This window comes from Pelagibius sp. (assembly GCF_965227505.1).
Classification (GTDB): Bacteria; Pseudomonadota; Alphaproteobacteria; order Kiloniellales; family Kiloniellaceae; genus Pelagibius.
Genome location: NZ_OZ245757.1, coordinates 2193979 through 2212388, shown reverse-complemented (window position 1 = coordinate 2212388; position 18410 = coordinate 2193979). Strand labels below are relative to the sequence as shown.

At 68.7% G+C, this 18410-nt stretch carries 14 protein-coding genes and 1 tRNA gene; 7 read left to right on the top strand and 8 right to left on the bottom strand.

Going from position 1 to position 18410, the window contains the following annotated elements:
• Positions 1–99 precede the first annotated feature (99 nt).
• Positions 100–405 (top strand): ArsR/SmtB family transcription factor, encoded by a 306-nt coding sequence (locus ACO06P_RS10450; RefSeq protein WP_420345184.1) that lies wholly within the window; start codon positions 100–102, stop codon positions 403–405.
• Between the two features lie 27 nt (positions 406–432).
• Here ACO06P_RS10450 and ACO06P_RS10445 read toward each other — a convergent pair whose 3' ends face one another.
• The 5 genes from ACO06P_RS10445 to ACO06P_RS10425 form a co-directional block, all read right to left on the bottom strand.
• A complete protein-coding gene (locus tag ACO06P_RS10445) occupies positions 433–1173 on the bottom strand; it encodes a nitroreductase family protein (RefSeq protein WP_420345183.1) in 741 nt (246 codons plus the stop codon).
• A gap of 169 nt (positions 1174–1342) precedes the next feature.
• Entirely contained in the window at positions 1343–1888 is a 546-nt protein-coding gene (moaB, locus tag ACO06P_RS10440; protein WP_420345182.1) for a molybdenum cofactor biosynthesis protein B, read from the bottom strand.
• On the bottom strand, positions 1875–3869 hold the full coding sequence (locus ACO06P_RS10435; RefSeq protein ID WP_421935181.1) for a lytic transglycosylase domain-containing protein: 1995 nt from the start codon (positions 3867–3869) through the stop codon (positions 1875–1877). Before ACO06P_RS10435 ends, moaB begins: the two co-directional genes overlap by 14 nt.
• Positions 3870–4018: 149 nt before the next feature.
• Positions 4019–4972: a uracil-DNA glycosylase family protein gene (locus ACO06P_RS10430; RefSeq protein WP_420345180.1), complete on the bottom strand. Its 954-nt coding sequence runs from the start codon at positions 4970–4972 to the stop codon at positions 4019–4021.
• Between the two features lie 133 nt (positions 4973–5105).
• Positions 5106–5594, bottom strand: coding sequence for a hypothetical protein (locus tag ACO06P_RS10425; protein WP_420345179.1), 489 nt, complete (start codon positions 5592–5594; stop codon positions 5106–5108).
• A gap of 210 nt (positions 5595–5804) precedes the next feature.
• On the opposite strand from ACO06P_RS10425, the gene ACO06P_RS10420 reads away from it, so the two are divergent.
• From ACO06P_RS10420 to ACO06P_RS10410, 3 genes are all read left to right on the top strand, one after another.
• Complete coding sequence (locus tag ACO06P_RS10420) at positions 5805–7457, top strand: electron transfer flavoprotein-ubiquinone oxidoreductase (protein ID WP_420345178.1); 1653 nt, start codon at positions 5805–5807, stop codon at positions 7455–7457.
• A 326-nt stretch (positions 7458–7783) separates the two neighbouring features.
• Positions 7784–9574 carry a tetratricopeptide repeat protein gene (locus ACO06P_RS10415; RefSeq protein ID WP_420345177.1) on the top strand — a complete coding sequence of 597 codons (1791 nt, stop codon included), beginning with the start codon at positions 7784–7786 and terminating at the stop codon, positions 9572–9574.
• 70 nt (positions 9575–9644) lie between these two features.
• Positions 9645–10583: a 4-(cytidine 5'-diphospho)-2-C-methyl-D-erythritol kinase gene (locus ACO06P_RS10410; RefSeq protein ID WP_420349619.1), complete on the top strand. Its 939-nt coding sequence runs from the start codon at positions 9645–9647 to the stop codon at positions 10581–10583.
• On the opposite strand, the gene ACO06P_RS10405 is transcribed toward ACO06P_RS10410, so the two are convergent.
• Entirely contained in the window at positions 10563–12077 is a 1515-nt protein-coding gene (locus tag ACO06P_RS10405) for a peptidoglycan-binding domain-containing protein (RefSeq protein ID WP_420345176.1), read from the bottom strand. The two genes, ACO06P_RS10410 and ACO06P_RS10405, sit on opposite strands and share 21 nt — an antisense overlap.
• Before the next feature lie 226 nt (positions 12078–12303).
• Here ACO06P_RS10405 and ACO06P_RS10400 point away from each other — a divergent pair, with 226 nt between their 5' ends.
• The 3 genes from ACO06P_RS10400 (at position 12304) to ACO06P_RS10390 (ending at position 15634) form a co-directional block, all read left to right on the top strand.
• Complete coding sequence (locus tag ACO06P_RS10400) at positions 12304–14964, top strand: MMPL family transporter (protein ID WP_420345175.1); 2661 nt, start codon at positions 12304–12306, stop codon at positions 14962–14964.
• 102 nt (positions 14965–15066) lie between these two features.
• Positions 15067–15141: transfer RNA gene (locus ACO06P_RS10395), tRNA-Gln, on the top strand.
• Positions 15142–15172: 31 nt separating this feature from the next.
• Positions 15173–15634, top strand: coding sequence for an NADAR family protein (locus tag ACO06P_RS10390; RefSeq protein WP_420345174.1), 462 nt, complete (start codon positions 15173–15175; stop codon positions 15632–15634).
• Here ACO06P_RS10390 and ACO06P_RS10385 read toward each other — a convergent pair.
• Positions 15594–16298 (bottom strand): dienelactone hydrolase family protein, encoded by a 705-nt coding sequence (locus ACO06P_RS10385; protein ID WP_420345173.1) that lies wholly within the window; start codon positions 16296–16298, stop codon positions 15594–15596. The genes ACO06P_RS10390 and ACO06P_RS10385 overlap by 41 nt on opposite strands.
• A gap of 256 nt (positions 16299–16554) precedes the next feature.
• Positions 16555–18375, bottom strand: coding sequence for a TRAP transporter permease (locus ACO06P_RS10380; protein ID WP_420345172.1), 1821 nt, complete (start codon positions 18373–18375; stop codon positions 16555–16557).
• Positions 18376–18410 lie beyond the last annotated feature (35 nt).

Genomic DNA, 18410 nt, shown 5'->3' with positions numbered 1-18410 from the left:
CGCGGTCAGGCGGTTGGACCATATAAAGATCAGATGTTCGCTTGTTCGATAAATTTCGAACAAGCGAACAGATAGGTGCTCAAATCAGAGGTTCAAGGCATGAGGGCCCAGCGCCATCCAAAGCCGCAGGATATCGAACTGACGCGCGTGCTCTATGCGCTCAGCGATCCGGTGCGTCTTGATGTCGTGCGCCAGCTCGACCGCGAGGGCGAGGCGACCTGTGCGGCGCTCGATTGCGGCCGGCCCAAGTCCAGCATGTCGCACCATTTCCGCGTGTTGCGGGAGTCCGGCGTGATCCGCACCCGCACCGACGGCACCGCGCATATGAACGAACTGCGCCGCGCCGACCTCGACCGGTTGTTTCCCGGCCTGCTGCAGGCGGTGCTGAGCACGTCAAACGGTTGAGGAGAGGCGCGCAGACCCGGATCTGCGCTAGCGGAAGGTCGCGATCTCGTCCAGGGACTTCTTGCGCTTGGCGTGCCTGGGCACGGTGGCGTCTTCCGTGGCATGCCCGGCCACCAGGATCATGTAGGGTTTTTCGTTCTCCGGCCGGCCGCAGATCTCGTTCAGGAAGCGCATCGGATTGGGCGTGTGGGTCAGGGTCGCCAACCCGGCGCAATGCAGGGCGGTGATCAGCATGCCGGTGGCGATGCCCACCGATTCGTTGATGTAGTAGTTCTTGACGATCTTGCGGTCGGCGGAGACGCCGTAGCGCTCGGCGAAGATCACGATCAGCCAGGGCGCGGTCTCGAGGAAGGGCTTCTCGTCGTCGGTGCCGAGCGGTGCCAGGGCGGCCAGCCAGTCGTCGCCCGCCTTGCCGTCGTAGAAGGCGCGCTCCTCGGCCTCCGCCGCCTTGCGGATGCGGTGCTTGATGTCGGGATCGCTGACGGCGACGAAGTGCCAGGGCTGGCGGTTGGCGCCGCTGGGCGCACGTCCGGCGGCCAGGATGCAGCTCTCGATTACCATGCGTGGCACCGGTGTCGGGGCGAAGTCGCGGATCGAATGGCGGGTCTTCACCTCCTCCAGGAACTTCGCGGCGCGTTCGGCCATCTCCACGTCGGTGAAGCTGCGGCGGTCGGGCAGGGGAATGGCCTCGTAGGCTGCAGTGACCAGCCCGGCGTCGCTGGTGCCGGCGCCGTTGCCCGTGCCGTCGTTCATGGTGCCGTCGTTCATGACTGTCTCCTCCAGTCGCGCGCCTGCCCTGCGCGTACCCCAGGGGAGAGTAAAGCCTCTCGCCCCCGGCTTTCAAAGCGGAAAGGCGAATGCGCGCGCAATCGTGTTGCGCAGCAGGGTCGGTTGCTTGGGGGTTCCCGGGCCCTAGGGGCGCCGCGGGGCGCCGCGATCAGCTCGCCGCCTTCAGGTGCTCCTTCAGGCGCGGCATCAGTTCGACGAGGTTGCAGGGCCTGTGGCGGGAGTCGAGCTGGTATTTCAGAATCTCCTCCCAGCCGTCCTTGCAGGCCGAGGGGGAGCCGGGCAGGGCGAAGAGATAGGTGCCGTCGGCGACGCCGCCGATGGCGCGGCTCTGGATTGTCGAGGTGCCGACCTTCTGATAGCTGATCCAGCGGAACAGCTCGCCGAAGCCCTCGATCTCCTTCTCCATGACTTGCTTGAAGGCCTCCGGCGTGACGTCGCGGCCGGTGACGCCGGTGCCGCCGGTGGTGATCACCACGTCCACCGTCGGGTCCGCGACATGCTTGCGCAGGGCGGCGATGATCTTGTCGCCGTCGTCGGTGACGATCTCGCGGGCCGCCAGACTGTGGCCGTCGGCGATGAGCATCTCCTGCAGCCGCTGTCCCGACTTGTCGTCCGCCAGCGTGCGGCTGTCGGAGATCGTCAGGACGGCGATGTTGACTGGCAGGAAGGGCAGGCTTTCGTCAATTCTGGCCATGTTGCGCGACCTCGGCACGGGTTCCGTCCAAGGCTACGTAATGCGGCCAGTCGCCGCCTGCAAGACGTTCCAGCGAGGGCGCGGGCTGGCCCAGGCGCTGGCGGTAGATCCAGAGGTTGGTCAGAACCCGCTCGATGAACAGCCGGGTCTCCCGCGACGGCAGGGCCTCGATGAACAGCAGCGGGTCGTCGCCGGCCTTCATGTGGCGCTGCCACTTGCCCAGGTTGCCGGGCCCGCCGTTGTAGGCGGTGGTCAGCCGGAAGAGGTCGCCCTGCACCCGCTCGTGGCGCAGCAGATAGGCGATGTAGCGCTGGCCGAGTTCCATGTTCAGGCTGGGCTCGAAAAGCTCGTTGCGCCCCTTCTTGCCGCGATAGCGGCGGTCCCGGGCCATGTAGCTGGCGGTGCGCGGCATCAGCTGCATCAGGCCGCGGGCACCGTCCGGGCTCTTGGCCCGGGTGTTGAATCCGGATTCCTGGCGCATCAGGGCGTAGATCAGGGCGCGGTCGACCTGGAAGCCGCTTTCCGGCTGCCAGGGCGGGATCGGATAGAGCGCGGCGTCCAGGGCGCCGGGGGTCGCCCGGTTGTCGCCCAGGCGGGCCAGTCGGGTGCCCATGCGAAAGGCCAGCGACGGCATGCGCGCATGCTGGGCCAGCGCCAGCAGCGCCTGGCTCATGCGCGGGTCGTTCCAGGACCCGGCCTTCACCAATTCGCGCTCGGCGGCCTCGCGGTCGCCGACCTGCATCAGCGCCAGGGCGCGGCTGCCGACCCGGTTGTTCTTCAGCAGCGCCGCCATCTGCGGGTCCATGCGGTGGGAGCCGAAGTCGAACTCGATCGGCATGCCCAGCGCGCGGCGCGCCAGCAGGCCGTAGAAGGTATGGGGGTAGAGCGCGGCGCGCTGCAGCAGCGGGCTGATGCGCTCCGGCCGCTGCAGGCGCAGGTGCGCGCGCGCGGCCCAGTAGGCGCCGGCGGCGATGTTCCAGCCGGCGGCGCGGTCGGTCTGCCCCAGGACCTCGAAGAAGCCGGCGGCCGCTTCCAGTTCACCGAGACGCCAGGCGGCAAGTCCCGCGGTCCAGTTGATCATCGGCGCGGCGCGGCCCGAGCGCTTGGCGGCGGGCGCCGCCAGGGCGTAAGCCCGCTCCGGCCTGCCGTAGTAGAACCAGCCGGCTGCGACCCGGGCGCGGGCCTGATCCAGTTCCACCTGGTCCAGCAGCTTCTGCGTGGATTGTCTGTTCAGCAGGTCTTCGGTCACGGTGAAGCGCTGGCGCAGCACGTTGCGGCGCACCTGGCGCTTGATCTTGGCGACCCGGCTGCGGGTGGCCTTGCTGCGCTTGCGCGGCGAGACATACTCGCTGCTGGCGCGCTTGGACGAAGAGAGAATGCCCCTTCCCGGCGTGATCGGCGGCTGCGGGCGGCGATAGTTCGCCGGGCGCCGCTTCAGGGCCAGCTTATAGATGCGCGGGGCCTGAGGATGGTCGGCATAGTCGTCCATCCAGGCCTTCAGTTCCTTGTAGCGGGAGCGGTAGGCCGTGGGATGCAGATAGCGCTGCGCCAGGACGTGGCCCATCAGCAGGCGGCTGTCGAGGGCGGCGATCAGAGCGTCCGCTTCCTTCCAGCGGCCCTTTTCCTGCACGGCGAAGATGCGGCGGTAGCGCTCGGCATCGGCGGGCGAGAGCACCGCCGGCAGGCCGTCCGGCCCGGGCAGGATGCCGCCAGGCAGCGCCGCGGAATTGCCGGAAAGCCCGGCGCCGTTGTCCGGTTGCAGGTCGCCCGGCTGCAGCACCTGTGCCTGTGCGGCGATGCCGCCTGCCAGGGTGCCGGCAAGTGCGCCGGCTGCGAAGGTGCCGGCGAGGCGCAAGCGAGACCGCGCCGCGCCGGCCTTTGCGCGGGCGATCAGACGGGTGATCGAAAAGAAGACCCGCGCCCCGGAAAACTGGGCGCGGACCTGGCTCCTGGACTGCACTACCTCTCCCGGTGTTCTCATGGCCCCGGTGTTCTGTGAAGGTTAATGAAGCGCTAAAAAGACTGCAACCGCCGTGGCCTTCAGAAAGCCACAGGGCAGGTTAAATCCGCGTTAAGCTTTGCGGCCGTTCGGGCCGGCTACTGAGGCGCGGAGGCAGCGGGGTCGGGCTGTCAGGGCTCTTTGGGTTCGGGGGGGTCTTGGGATTCCGGGGATTCCGGGGGCTCCGAGGGCTCCGGGGTCAGCCCTGCCCGCGTCATCGCCTCGCGAAAGGCGAGCAGATCGCGCCAGGCTTCGCGCTTCTGGGCCGGCTGGCGCAGCAGATAGGCCGGGTGCAGGGTCGGCAGGGCGGGAATCGGATCATCGAGGCGGGGATGGCGATAGTCGTCCCAGCGCCCGCGCAGCTTGAGGATGCCCTGGCTGCGGTTCAGCAGGGTCTTGGCCGACATGCCGCCGGTCAGAAGCAGCAGCTTCGGTTCCAGCAGCTCGACCTGACGCTCCAGAAAGGGCAGGCAGACCGCAATCTCCGCCGGCGTGGGGTTGCGGTTCCCCGGCGGGCGCCAGAACAGGAGGTTGGTGATGAAGACCTGGCTGCGGTCCAGGCCGATGGCTGTCAGCATACGGTCGAGCAACTGGCCGGCCGGTCCGACGAAGGGCTTGCCCTGGCGGTCTTCCTGGCCGCCCGGGGCCTCGCCGATGATCATGATCTTCGCGTCGGGATTGCCGTCGTAGAGGCAGAGCTGGGTGGCCGTCGCCTTCAGCGGGCAGCCGTCGAAACCTTCCAGCGCCTGGCGGATCTCCTCGATCGAAGTGGCGGCCAGGGCAAGGCGCTGGGCGTCCGCCTGGGTTTCACTGGCGGGTGTCAGGTTGGTCGGTCGGCGGCTGCGCGGCGGCGCTGCCGGCGCGTCGCCGAGGCCCGGTAGGCCCGGTGAGGCCGGCTGTCCCGATGCCGCTTCCGCTTTGGTTGCTCGCGGTTTTGCTGCTGCCGACGCCTGGCGCGGGCGCGGAGGTTCGGGGAGTTGGGTGCGGTCCAGCGCGGCCTCGCCGACAGCCTCGTCGGCGCCGGCCTCGATCAGCCACTGGAGTGCGGCCAGGGCCTCGGCTTGGCTGGACGCTGGGTTTGCCATGGGGCCAAGCTAACAGAACCGCCCCTTGGCCAGAAAGCCCGCAATGCCAGCGGTGAGCGGTGTCCCAGTCTGCTGGTGTCCCAGTCTGCTGGTGTCCCAGTGTGGCGGTGTCCCGGTGTGGCGGTGTTCCGGTCTAGCGGTAGAGCGGCGAGACGAAGAGCACGAGCATGGCGTTGCCCATCAGCACGCTGGCAATCATGAACACCAGCAGCGTGTAGCGATGGACGTTGGCCTCGCGGGACGACTTCACGGCGCGAATCGCCTTGGCGTAGCTGGACAGGTGCGCCCCGATCTCGCGCAGCTTCCTGCGCTCGGTGTTCTGCCAGGCCTGATAGAGCGCCATGGAGTAGATGACGCCACCGCTGCAGAGAAAGCTGAGGGCGATGATGAGGTTGCTCAGCAGCGGCTTCTGTGCGGCGAACTGGGAGAGCCCGATCAGGGCGACGAAAACCACCAGAATGGCCCCCAGGGATTTCCACTGCTGGGTCTTGGCAAATCGAATGACCTCCACGGACTCCGCATAGAGCATGCGCATCTCCGCGTGGGTCAGATCGTCGAGCTCGCTGGGGACGTTCTCCGGGCGCTCGTCGAGGTCGGATCTTGCAAAGTCTTGCACGGCCATGGTTTTTCTTCTCCTGGCCGCTGAGAATGCAGAGGATTGGTAAATCCTCCGTAAAGCCGGGGTTTCCGGGGCCGGGAACGGCGGAAACGGGCGAAAAAGCGGCGTCTCTGCCGCGCGCGGAGAGGGGTCGGCTTCTGTACTCTGGCGGCCTAGATCTATAGGACGGTACAAAACCGTGCGTCAGTCACGGCAGTTGAGGAGTGAGGGATCTTGGAACGCGAGTTCATGGAATACGATGTGGTCATCGTCGGGGCTGGCCCGGCGGGGCTGTCAGCCGCCATCCGCCTGCGTCAGATGGCGCAGGAGAGCGGCAAAGAGGTCACCGTCTGTGTGCTCGAGAAAGGTTCCGAGGTCGGGGCGCATATTCTCTCCGGCGCGGTGCTGGAGCCGCGCGCCCTCAACGAGCTGATCCCCGACTGGAAAGACAAGGGCGCCCCCCTGAACGCGCCGGTCGGCGACGAGAAGTTCATGCTGCTCAGGGAAAAGGGCAGCCTCTCGCTGCCGGTCTGGATGCTGCCCGGCCAGATGCACAATCACGGCAACTACGTGGTTTCGCTGGGCAACGTCTGCCGCTGGCTGGCCGAGCAGGCGGAGGCCCTGGGCGCCGAGATCTATCCGGGCTTCGCCGCCGCCGAGGTGCTCTATCACGACGACGGCCGGGTGAAGGGCGTGGCCACCGGCGACATGGGCATCGGTCGCGACGGCGCGCAGAAAGCCTCCTACCAGCAGGGCATGGAACTGCATGGCCGCTACGTCTTCTTCGGCGAGGGCTGCCGCGGCTCGCTCACCCGGCATCTGGAGCAGCGTTTCGGCCTGCGGGACGACGCGGACCCGCAGACCTATGGCATCGGCATCAAGGAACTCTGGCAGCTCGACCCGGCCAAGCATAAGACCGGCACGGTCATTCACACCGCCGGCTGGCCGATGAACACCACCACCTGGGGCGGCTCCTTCATCTATCACCTGGAGGACAACCAGGCCTATGTCGGCTATGTGGTCGGCCTCGACTACGACAACCCGCATCTCTCGCCGTTTGAGGAGATGCAGCGCTTCAAGACCCATCCGGCGATCCGACCCATGCTGGAGGGCGGCAAACGTGTCGCCTACGGCGCCAGGGCGCTGAACGAGGGCGGACTGCAGTCCTTGCCCAAGCTCACCTTTCCGGGCGGCCTGTTGATCGGCTGCGGCGCCGGATTCCTCAACGTGCCCAAGATCAAGGGCAGCCACAACGCCATGAAGACCGGCATGCTGGCGGCCGAGGCCGCCTTCGAGGCGCTGACCGGGGAAGGCGAGGCCCCGGCGGAGCTGGAGGCTTTCACCCGGAAGGTCGAAGGGTCATGGGTCCACGAGGAACTCCACAAGGCCCGCAACTTCCGCCCGTCCTTCACGAAATGGGGGCTCTACGGATCGATGCTCTACGGCGCTCTCGATCTGAAGCTTCTGGGCGGCCGCGCGCCCTGGACCTTCCGCCACGGCCATGCCGACCACGAGAGCCTGAAGCCGGCGGCGGAGATGCCGAAGATCGACTATCCGAAACCGGACGGCGTTATCACCTTCGACCGCCTCTCGTCGGTCTTCATCTCCAATACCAACCACGAGGAAGACCAGCCGGTTCATCTGACGCTGAAAGACGAAGCCGTGCCGGTGGAGCACAACCTGAAGCTCTACGACGAGCCGGCCCAGCGGTACTGTCCCGCCGGGGTCTACGAGATCCTGCGCGACGACGACGGCGGCAATCCGCGCTTGCAGATCAACGCGCAGAACTGCGTGCACTGCAAGACCTGCGACATCAAGGACCCGACCCAGAACATCGTCTGGGTGACGCCGGAGGGCGGCGGCGGGCCGAACTATCCGAACATGTGACAGCCGCGGCCTGCCGGCTCCGGCCGATGTCGCCCGACGTCAGGTTCTCCGGCGTGAGGCTTGCTAGCGTAAGGCTTACCGGCGGGAGGCTTGCCGGCGCCTGAAACAGGGAGGTAATCCCTCCGTTCCCTTGCGGGCCGCCCTCTGCGGCCCATGTTTTTTCAACAGGTGTGCTCGCAAAGGCGTGACAGCCGCCCTAAAGCTCGCCGTTGTGACCCCCAGGCGGCCTCAGGTAGACTGGCCCCCAAGCGAACCCGAGCGCGCCCCCGAGCGCCCCCACGAGCGCCCCCCGAGGGACTGGGGGACTGAACCGCCAGGAGACTGCTTTGTCACAGACACGTACGTATGGAAGGCGCGGCTATGAAAGGCGCGGCTTCTGGGCCCGCACGGTCGTGGCTGTGCTGGCGGCCACCCTGGTTCCCGCCGCCTGCGCCGCGGACGGCCCGCTGCGTCAGGCGGATCTCTCGCCGCAGCTCGCCGCCAACACGCTGCCGCAGAGCGCGAACGCTTCGGGCGGATCTTCTCCCTACGGCTCCTATCTGGCCGGCCTTGTCGCGCGCCGTGACGGCGATCTCCAGTCGGCGGCGGACTACATGGTTCAGGCGCTGCGCTTCGATCCCGACAATCCGGCGGTGCTGCTGCCGGCCCTCGAACTGGCGGCCGCGACGGGCCGCCAGGAAGAGGCGGCGGGCCTGGCGCAGCGCGTCGCCGCCCTGCAGCCCCAGAACTCGGTCGCCAACCTGATCCTCGCCGTAGAGGCTGCGCGGGCCGGCGACCTGCAAAAAGCCGACGAGATCCTGGACGGCCAGGCTGAGCGGGGCATCAGCCAGATCGTCGTGCCGATGCTGCGGGCCTGGATCCAGGCTGGGGCGGGCGATCCGGACGGCGCGCTGGAAACCCTCTCGGTGTTGCAGCGCGAGCGCGGCTTTGCGGTGCTGCACGGCCTGCATGCGGCGCTCATCAACGAGGTTTCCGGGCGCAGCGAGGCGGCCTCGGCGGCCTACGAACAGCTTTTGACCGACGCCAGCCGGCCGACCCTGCGTCTGGCCTGGCTGGCCGGCAGCTTTTTTGAGCGCCACGGCCAGCGGGAGCGTGCAGCGGCGGTTTACCGTGAGTTCCTGACCGAAAACCCCGGCTCCGACATTCTCTCGCCGAGGCTGGAAACGGTGGAGCAGGGCGGCACCAATGCGGTCGAGGTGGCGCAGGCCACCGACGGCATGGCCGAGGTGATGTTCAATATCGCCAGCCTTCTGAGCCAGGAATCCGTCGGTGACGCCGCCCTCATCCATCTCCATCAGGGCCTGGCGCTGCGCCGCGATTTCATCCTGGCGCAGGTGCTGCTCGGCGAGATCCTGCAGAGCCAGGGCCGCAGCGAAGACGCCATTACCGCCTACCGCGCCGTCCCCGAAGGCTCGCCCTTTTCCTGGATCGTGCGGCTGCGCGTTGCCGACGAACTGCAACGGATGGATCGGATCGAGCGTGCCTTGCAGGAACTCGATACCCTGGCGGCGGAGCGGCCTGACCGTTTCGAGCCGCTGATGCGCAAGGGCAACGTCCTGCGCGCGGAGGAGCGTTTCGAGGAGGCGGTGGTCGCCTATGACGCCGCGGTGGAGCGGCTGCCGGAGATCCTGCCGCGCCACTGGTCGCTGCTCTACTTCCGCGGCATCGCGCTGGAACGCTCCGACCAGTGGGAGCGGGCGGAGGCCGATTTTCTGAACGCCCTCGGTCTGCAGCCCGAACAGCCCTATGTCATGAATTACCTGGCTTATTCCTGGGTGGAGCAGAAGCAGAACCTGGAAGAGGCGGAAGAAATGCTGGTGCGGGCCGTCAAGCTGCGCCCGCGCGATGGGTACATCGTTGACAGCCTGGGCTGGGTCTATTACCGGCTGGGCCGCTTCGAGGAGGCTGTGACGCAGTTGGAGCGCGCGGTCGAGTTGCGGCCCCAGGACCCCGTCATCAACGATCACCTGGGCGACGCGCTCTGGCGTGTCGGGCGCGAGATCGAGGCGCGGTTCCAGTGGAAACGGGCGCTCAGCCTGGAGCCTGAAGAAGACCAGATCCCGATCATCGAAAAGAAGATCAAAGAGGGTATGGAGGTTCTGCCGCAGGACATCTAGCGCGGCCCTCAAATCCTGGCTTTCGCCTCCCTATGACGGCGGCGCGTTCGGGCGGATTGCTGTGAAACCGATTGAAACCAAGGCCGAACCGCACGGTCCGCTGCTGGCGGCCGAGACCGCCTGGGCCAAGGTCAACCTCTCCCTGCAGGTGACCGGGCGGCGCCGTGACGGCTACCACGAACTCAGCAGCCTCGTGGTCTTCGCCGAGACAGGCGACCGCCTCGCGATTTTCGACGCCGGGGCGCCGGGTCTTACGATCGAGGGCCCCTTTGCGGCAGCGCTCGACGCCGGCGAAGACAATCTGGTGCGCCGCGCGGCGCGCGGCTTCTCTGCGCTGGCCGGCATTCCCGACCGCTTCGCCATTGTTCTCACCAAGACCCTGCCTGTGGCTGCCGGCATCGGCGGCGGCTCGGCGGATGCGGCGGCGGTGCTGCGCGGCCTCGCGCGGGTTGCCGCAGAGATGCCGGAGTGTGAGATGCCGGCGTGTGAAATGCCGGAGGCTGAAGCTCTGCACGGTCTGGCGCTGGAACTGGGCGCCGACGTCCCGGTCTGTCTGACGGCGCGGCCGGTGATGATGGCGGGGATTGGCGAGGTCCTGGACCCGCTGGGCCCCCTGCCGCCGCTCGCCATGGTGCTGGCCAATCCCGGCGTGCCGCTCTCCACCGCCGCGGTTTTCAGCCGCCGCGACGGCCCCTTTTCCCCGGCCGATCCCACGCCGCCGCCGGCGGACCTGGAGGGGCTGCTGTCGTGGTTGGCCCGCCGCGGCAACGACCTGGAAGGTCCGGCCCGCGCGCTCTGCCCCGAGGTCACGCAGGTTCTGGATGCGCTTGCCGCAACCGCCGGCTGCCGCCTGGCCCGGATGTCCGGCAGCGGGGCGACCTGCTTCGCGCTTTACGAGAGCCCGGCGCAGGCGGAGGCCGCCGCCCGGGCGCTGAAAGCCCGCACAGACTGGTGGATCGTTGCTACCGCTTTGCGGAACGAGAGAGCGTCAGCCGCCGCCGTAGAGTGACGCGACGGCGCGCAGGTCTTGGAGCAGCGCCGGACTGGCCTGGCCGTCGACGGTGAGGCCGGCCATTTCCTGATAGCTGCGAATGGCATCTTCGAGGGCAGCGCCTTCCTGGGCCCCGCGGCCCGGCTCCAGGCCGATGGCGCGCAGCAGATCGCCGATCTCCCGCATTTCTGCGGCGGTCAGTGCCGCGGTCTCGCCCGGTGCGCCCGTCCTGCTCTGGTTTGGGCTGGTCTGGTTCGCGCCTACCCCATCTGAAGTTGCGCCCTCCGAAACTGCGCTCTCTGGGGTTCCTCCGTTTGCGGAGGGGCGGCTGGCGATATCGTATCCGGCTTGCGGGTCCGGGCTCGGCATGGTTGCGATCCACCAGGCGAGGCCGATGCCCGCCAGCGCGATGCCCAGCAGCAGCAGGGGGTTCGAGCGCTGGCCGGAGCGCTCGATCAGCGGCCCGTGGCTCTGGGGTGCGATGGCCGGCTTTGTACCGCCCAGCGGGATCGGCTGTGTCTTGCCGTCGCCGGGCGAGGTCTTGCCTGCCGGTGCCCCGCCTTTGACCTGGGACTGTTTGCCGTCGGCCTTCGGCGTCTGGCCGGACTTCGCTGCGGGGTCCGCCTTGGTCTTGGCGTCGGGCTTTGTCGTGGCCGCTTTCTCGCCCGCCGGTTTTTCGCCTGCCGTGTTCGGCGCCGCCGGTTTCGGGGCTGCCGGTTTCGGGGCTGCCGGTTTCGGGGCTGCCGCGGCAGTCGCCTTGCTGCTGACGGGTCCCTTGCCGGGTCCCTTGCCGTTGCCTGCCTTGGCCGTAGGCGGCGTGTCGGTCGCGGGAGGGTTTTCGCCGGCAAAGCTGGAGAAGGTCGTCCCTTCGGCCTTTGCCGGGCTTTTCTGTGGACCGCTGGACTTCAGAGTACCGGCGGAGGGCCCGGAAAACCGCAGGCCCGAGCTCACCGGTCCGGAGCTCGCCGGCTTCGGCGGCGGCGGCGCGACAATGGGCCGGTTGCTGCCGAAGGTCACCGTGGCCGGGTCTGGCGCCTGCGCCGCGCGGCCCGCGCCCTTGCCGGTGTCGTTGCCGGTGTCCGGGGACTTCGCTGCCGAAGACTTAGGTGCCGAAGACTTAGGTGCCGGAGACTTGGCCGGCTTGGGTTTGGCCGCCTTCGGTTTGGCCGTCTTCGCTTTGGCTGCCGCAGCGGGCTTGGCTGTTTCGGGTTCTCCGGTTGCCGGGCCGGTCGCTGGGCCAGCCGCTGGGCCGGCCGCTGCACTGTCGGAAGCCGCGGTGGTCTCGGCCCCGGCGGCCGTCTGCGGCTGCGCCGCCTTGCTGCCGGCTGCTGTGTCGCGTGCCGGGGCGCTGCCGCGTGCGCCCGCGGCCGCGCCGCCCCGGCTGCGGCTCTGCCCAGCGGTCTTGGAGGCCGCCTGCTTCCCGCCGGCGGCCGCGCGCGTCTTACGGGGCGCCCGCTTTGTCGCGGGCGCCTTGCGCGGTTTTGGGCTCGCCTTTTCGGTCTGGTCGCTCATGCTCTCTTGCAGGTCGACGGCTTTCCGTCTTATGGCTTTGCGCTCGGACCCTGCGCCAGGCGCAGGGATTCCGAGGTCCGATAGAACGTTATGGGGCAGCCGTGGTTAACGGAGCCCTAATTCGAAGTCCTTAAAAAACCTCGATTTTTGCCTGTCCGAGCGTTGTCAAAGCGGCCCGGCGGCGTCTATAAGCGGGGATTGCTACAGGGGCGCAAAGTCTTCAGAAATGGCTGACTCTCGGTCTGATTGGCTGGCGGCCTGGATCGGCTGGGTCTGCGGCCGGGCCGGGATTGTTGTCCTAGCGGCCCTGGTGTCGGCCGCCGGCCTGCTCTGGTATGCGGCCGCCAATCTGACCATCAACACCTCCACCACCGACATGCTCTCGGCGGAACTGCCGTTCCGGCAGAACAATGTGGCGGTCGATGCCGCCTTTCCCCAGCGCAGCGGCACCCTGATCGTCGTCGTCGAGGGGGCCGACAGCGCGGCGGCGGCCCGGGCGGCCCGACGCCTGGCGCTGGCGCTGAAAGAGCAGCCCGGGCGCTTCGAGGACGTTTTCGACCTGGAAGGCGACCCGTTTTTCCGCCGCAACGGCCTGCTGTATCTCCCGCAGGCCGAACTGGAGGCCCAGGCCGACCGTCTGGCCGCCGCGCAGCCGCTGCTGGCGGCTCTCTTGGCCGATCCCTCGCTGCGCGGCCTGCAGGACCTGCTCACCAACGCTTTGGAGAGCGGCGACAGCCCGGTTGCCAGCCTGGAGCCACTGCTGAACCGCCTGGCGGCGGTGGCCGAGGCCCTGCCCGCCGATCCGCAGACGCGGCTGTCCTGGGCGGCGCTGCTGCAGGACCGGGCGGAGACCGCGGCCGGCCGTCGGCTTTTCCTGATCGTCAAGCCGCGCGCCGACTTCGCCACCCTGACGCCGGTCGCCGGCGCGGTGGCGGCGATCGAAGCCACCGTCGCGGAGCTCGGCCTGGCCGGGGCTTCCGGCCTTCGCATCCGCATGACCGGCGAGCCGCTGATGCTGCAGGACGAACTGGAATCGGTGCGCAGCGGCATCGGCTTTGTCGGGCTGCTGTCGGCGGTTCTGGTCGCCTGCGTCCTCTTCGTCGGCCTGCGAACCTGGCGGATGGTGGCGCCGATCCTGCTGACACTGGTGGTCGGGCTGTGCTGGACCGCCGGGTATGCGGCGCTGGCGGTGGGACAGCTCAACCTGATCTCCGTGGCCTTCGCGGTGCTCTTCATCGGCCTCAGCGTCGACTTCGGCATCCACTTCGCCCTGCGCTACCGCGAAGTGCTGGGACTGGCTGAGAACGCGGACGTGACTGCGGCGCTGCGGCGCAGCGGCGCCCTCATCGGCCGGCCCCTGCTGCTCTGCGGTCTTTCCTCGGCCATCGCCTTCTTTGCTTTTCTGCCGACGGCCTATCGCGGCCTTTCGGAACTGGGGCTGATCGCTGGCGGCGGCATGTTCATCGCCCTCTTCGCCAATCTCACGGTGCTGCCGGCGCTGCTGCGCCTCTGGCCTGTGCGGGCGCGGCCACTGCGGCGCACCCCGGTGGCGGCGCTGGGGGGCTGGATCCACGATCAGGCCGGGCGCCGCGCGCCGCTGCTGCTCAGCCTCGGCCTCGTGCTGGCCGTCGCCTCGGTGTCGGCGCTGCCCCGGGCGGCCTTCGACGACGATCCCCTGAACCTGCGCGACCCGCAGTCGCCCTCCGTCGCCACCCTGCTCGATCTGCTCGCCGACGACCGGCTGGAGCCCTACGAGGCCGAGGTCTTGGCGCCGGATCTGACCGCAGCCGAGGCGCTGGCGACGCAGCTTGAAGCCCTGCCGGAGGTGGCGGCCGCTGTCAGCCTCGCCGACTTCGTGCCGGCGGGGCAGGACGACAAGCTCGCGGTGATCGACGAGATGGCGCTGTTCCTGGCGCCGCTCTTTCTGCCCCTGGAGCCGGCGCCGCCGCTGGATGCCGCCACCCGCCGACAGGCCGTGGCGGACCTGAGCGCCAGTCTCGCGGCGGCCCCCGCGGCGCTGGCCGCCTCTGCCACCCGCCTGCGCGCGGCGCTGGAGCCCCTGACCGCCGGCGACGATAACGGCGACGAAGAAGCCTTGGAACGCCTGGAGCACGCCTGGCTTGCCGGTTTCGGGCCGCAGATGGACCGCCTTGCGGAAGCGCTGGAGGCCGGGCCCGTGGATCTGGCCGACCTCCCCGCCGGCCTCTCTGCCCGCTATCTGGCCGCCGACGGCCGCGCCCTGGTCGACGTCCGCCCGCGCGACGACCTGCGCGACCCGGCGGCGCGCGCGCGCTTCGTCGATGCGGTGCAGGCAGTGGTGCCCACCGTGTCGGGCCCGCCGGTCACCATCGTCGCCGCCGGGCGCGCGGTGATCGAGGCCTTTGCCCAGGCGAGCCTGCTGGCGCTGGCGGTGATCGCGCTTTTGCTTGTGGCCGTGCTGCGTTCCCTCCTCGATGCGCTGATGGTCCTGCTGCCGCTGCTGCTGGCCGCGGCCATGACCGTGGCCGCCGGCGTGGTGCTGGACCTGCCCTTCAACTTCGCCAACGTCATCGTCCTGCCGCTGCTGCTGGGCCTCGGCGTCGACAGCGGCATCCATTCGGTGATGCGCGCCCGCGAGGAACGCCGCAAGCGGGCGGGGATCGCCGGTGCGGGCGCCGCCCCGGCGGCAGAGGGGGCAGAGGGCAGGGGCCTCAACTCGACACCGCGGGCGATCCTCCTGAGCGCGCTCACCACCCTGGCCTCCTTCGGCGCCCTCGGGCTCTCCGACCATCCGGGCACCGCCAGCATGGGCATGCTGCTGACCCTGGCCATCGCCATCACCCTGTTCTGCGTGTTGCTGCTGCTGCCGGCCCTGCTGGCCGTCACCGAGGGCCGCCGGAAGGGCTAGGCCGAAGGCCATTGCGGCCCAAGACCATTGCGAGGGCACCGCCGCGGCGCTAAGTTGCCGCCCGCCTGCCGCCGTTTCGGCGGCCATGATCAGGCGTCGTGTTGGGGCGTAGCCAAGTGGTAAGGCACCGGTTTTTGGTACCGGCATTCGCAGGTTCGAATCCTGCCGCCCCAGCCAGCCTTTCCAGCCACTCCAAGACCCTTCCGCCATGACCGTCTCTTTTTATTCGCGCAGCGATGCTTTCGGTGCGTTCTCCAACTTCGCCTCCTACGGCGTGGAGATGGACGGTCTCTGGTGGCCGACGGTGGAGCACTACTTCCAGGCCCAGAAGTTCGAAGATCCCGCCTACCGTGAGCGCATCCGCGGCTGCCATTCACCCAAGCAGGCCGCCGAACTCGGGCGCAGCCGCAAGCTGCCGCTGCGCACGGATTGGGACGCGGTGAAGGACGGCGTTATGCGGGCGGCTGTGTTGAAGAAGTTCCAGACCCACGAGGCGCTTGCCGAAATGCTGCTCTCAACCGGTGAGGACGTCATCGTCGAGAATGCGCCCGGCGACTACTACTGGGGCTGCGGCAAGGACGGATCGGGATTGAACCGGCTCGGCGAGATCCTGATGGAAACCCGCGCGCTCATCCGCGCTTCGGTGGCTCCGGCGCGTGAGGGGCGATGAGCTTCTCGCGCAGGAAGCGCACGGTGCGGTTCCAGGCGAGGGTGGCGGCGGCGGGGTCGTACTGTGCCGGTCGGTCGGTCTCGAAGAAAGAATGGCCGACGTGGTCGTAGACCTCGAAGGAAACGTCGCAGCCGGTGTTCTTCAGCTTTGATTCCAGGGCGCGGATTTCCGCCAGCGGCGTCAGCACGTCGGTCTTGCCGAAGTGGCCGAGGAAGGCGGCGCGGCTGCGGCGGTATTGGCCGCGCTGCAGGCCGTAGAAGATGACGCTGGCGCCGACATCCGCGGGCATGGCCTCGGCCAAAGCGAGAGCCCAGCGGCAACCCAGCGAAACACCGAGGGTCGCCATGGGTTTGTCGCCGGTCTCCGGATAGGCCTGCAGGTGTTTGGCGGCGCCGGCCAGACGCCGGCCGACAAAGTCGTCGTCCAGCGCGTCGCGCAGACGCCGCGCCTCGATGGCCGTGCGCGCCGTGGCGCCGTCGAAGTAGTCCGGCGCCAGGGCGACGAAGCCCATCGCGGCCAGCCGCTGGCAGAGCGCGCCGTAGAAGGGGGTCAGCCCCCACCAGGAATGCAGCACCATCACGCCCGGTCCGCGGCCGGACTTCGGGACCGCCAGATAGGCGCCCAGCGAGTCCGGGCCGATCACGATCTTGACCGGGCCGTCCAATACCTTGCTCAGCGACCAGTCCCTCCAACGCGGCCGGGACCTGCAGGGATCGTTTGTCGGAGATCTTCTCGACGTCCCCTCGGGACGACGGCTGTCTCGTTGGTCGTTGCGGGTGCCCGGCGGAAGCTCCCCCAAGGCGTCTATGGTGCCGGATTTGGCTTAGGGAAAGGTGAATACCCGGGCCTGATTGAAGTCCTGTCCAGGGCGATTCGCCCTAGCTTCGCACCCGATATTTGCCGGGTATTTGCCGAACTCTCTAGCCGGTAATGCCGAAGGCAAAGACCACCGCGACACCCAAAGGAAAAGCACACAACCGCAGCCACAAGGCATCGCCGGCACCGATCAACGCGCGGCTGATTAACCACAGGCCGAGGCCGATCTTCAGCAATGCCGCGAGCGCGAGGAGCAGATCGGTGTCGGGCGCGATGAGGGCCGGGTTGGCGACGAAGGCGAGCGGTACGAGGTAGAGCCCGAGGCCGAGGCGCATGGCATTGCCCGCCACCGGCAGCCAGGGCGTCTTGGCCATGCCGGCGGCGATGAAGACGGTGCCGCAGACCGGCGGCGTGATGGTCGACAACAGCGCGTACCAGAAAACGAAGAGGTGCGCCTGCAGCGCCGGCAGACCCAGTTCCTGCAGCGCCGGTCCGGCGACCGAGACGCAGATCACGTAAGCTGCCGTGGTCGGCACCTCCATGCCGAGGATGAGGCAGGCCAGCGCCGTCAGCAGCAGCGCGCCCCAGAGGTTGCCGCCGGACAATCCGACGATGACCGAGGTGACCTTGACACCGAGGCCGGTCAGGTTCAGCACGCCGATGACGATCCCCGCGCAGAGGATGATGGCGGCGATGGTGGCGATCTGGCCGGCGGCGTTGACGCAGGCGGTCTCGAAGCGCCGCAGGAAGGCGCTGGGGGAAACGCTGCCGCTGCGGTCGGTGATCAGCAAGGCCGCGGCGGCGAAGATGGCAAGGCCGGCGGCGAACTGCGGCGTGTAGCCGGTGGCGAAGAGCACCACCAGCAGCAGGCCGAAGGGGACGAGAAAAAAGGGCACGGTGCGCAGCAGCGTATCGCGGCCGGGCAGCTGGTCGCGCGCCAGGCCCTTCAGGCCGTAGGCACGGGCGAAGCGGTCGACGCCGCACCAGGCGGCCCAGAAGAACAGCAGCGCCGGCAGGATCGCGGCAGCCATGATCGCCGTGTAGGGCAGGCGCAGCAGCTCCACCATGATGAAGGCGCCGGCGCCCATCAGTGGTGGCATGATCTGGCCGCCGCTGGAGGCGACCGCCTCCACCGCCGCGGCGAAGGAGGGCGGATAGCCTAGGCGCTTCATGGCCGGCAGGGTGATGGCCCCGGTGGAGGCGACGTTGGCCGAGGCGGAGCCGGAGATCGACCCGAAGAAGGCGGAGGACAGCACCGAGACCTTGGCCGCCCCCGCCCTGAACCGTCCGGCCAGGCGGGTGGCCAGGGCCATGAAGCCGGCGCCGCCCTCTCCGGCGCCGACGAACGCGCCCAGGATGACGAAGACCGCCACCACGTTCACCGAGACCCCGGTGAGCGATCCCCAGAGCCCGCCTTCGGCGATCACCAGGGTGCCGAGGAAGGAGTTGGCGGGGATGCCGGGATGGCCGAACTCGCCGGGCAGGTGCTGGCCGAAAAGCCCGTAGGCGAGCGCGATGACGGCGACCAGCGGCAGCGCCAGCTTGATGGCCCGGCGCGCCATCTCCAGCACCACCACCAGCAGCACCCCGGCGAGGACGAACTGCCAGGGCCCGCGCAGACTGCCGTACTGTTCGTCGAGCCTGTCGAGGTCGGCGATGATGTAGGAGCAGGCGATGAGACCTGCGAGGCAGAGCAGCCGGCCGCTCCAGCGCTGAAACACACCCCTGGGTTCCGCCGCCAGGAAGACCCAGGGCAGGGCCAGCATGAGATGCAGGGGACGGCTGACCAGGTTCGGGATCAGTCCGGCGAAGATCAGCCAGAGGTGGAAGCCGACGGAGACGAGGGCGAGGAGTGAGAAGAAACCGCGCCGGACACCCGTGGCTTCGACACTGTCCGGTCCGGCTGCCGCCTCACCGCCTCGCACGCTCCCCTCTTGGGCGTTCTGCGCGCCCAATCTGA

Coding starts and splice junctions, on each gene's coding strand:
- ACO06P_RS10450 (WP_420345184.1), top strand. CDS start 100: ATGAGGGCCCAGCGCCATCCAAAGCCGCAGGATATCGAACTGACGCGC.
- ACO06P_RS10445 (WP_420345183.1), bottom strand. CDS start 1,173: ATGAACGACGGCACCATGAACGACGGCACGGGCAACGGCGCCGGCACC.
- moaB (WP_420345182.1), bottom strand. CDS start 1,888: ATGGCCAGAATTGACGAAAGCCTGCCCTTCCTGCCAGTCAACATCGCC.
- ACO06P_RS10435 (WP_421935181.1), bottom strand. CDS start 3,869: ATGAGAACACCGGGAGAGGTAGTGCAGTCCAGGAGCCAGGTCCGCGCC.
- ACO06P_RS10430 (WP_420345180.1), bottom strand. CDS start 4,972: ATGGCAAACCCAGCGTCCAGCCAAGCCGAGGCCCTGGCCGCACTCCAG.
- ACO06P_RS10425 (WP_420345179.1), bottom strand. CDS start 5,594: ATGGCCGTGCAAGACTTTGCAAGATCCGACCTCGACGAGCGCCCGGAG.
- ACO06P_RS10405 (WP_420345176.1), bottom strand. CDS start 12,077: ATGAGCGACCAGACCGAAAAGGCGAGCCCAAAACCGCGCAAGGCGCCC.
- ACO06P_RS10400 (WP_420345175.1), top strand. CDS start 12,304: ATGGCTGACTCTCGGTCTGATTGGCTGGCGGCCTGGATCGGCTGGGTC.
- ACO06P_RS10390 (WP_420345174.1), top strand. CDS start 15,173: ATGACCGTCTCTTTTTATTCGCGCAGCGATGCTTTCGGTGCGTTCTCC.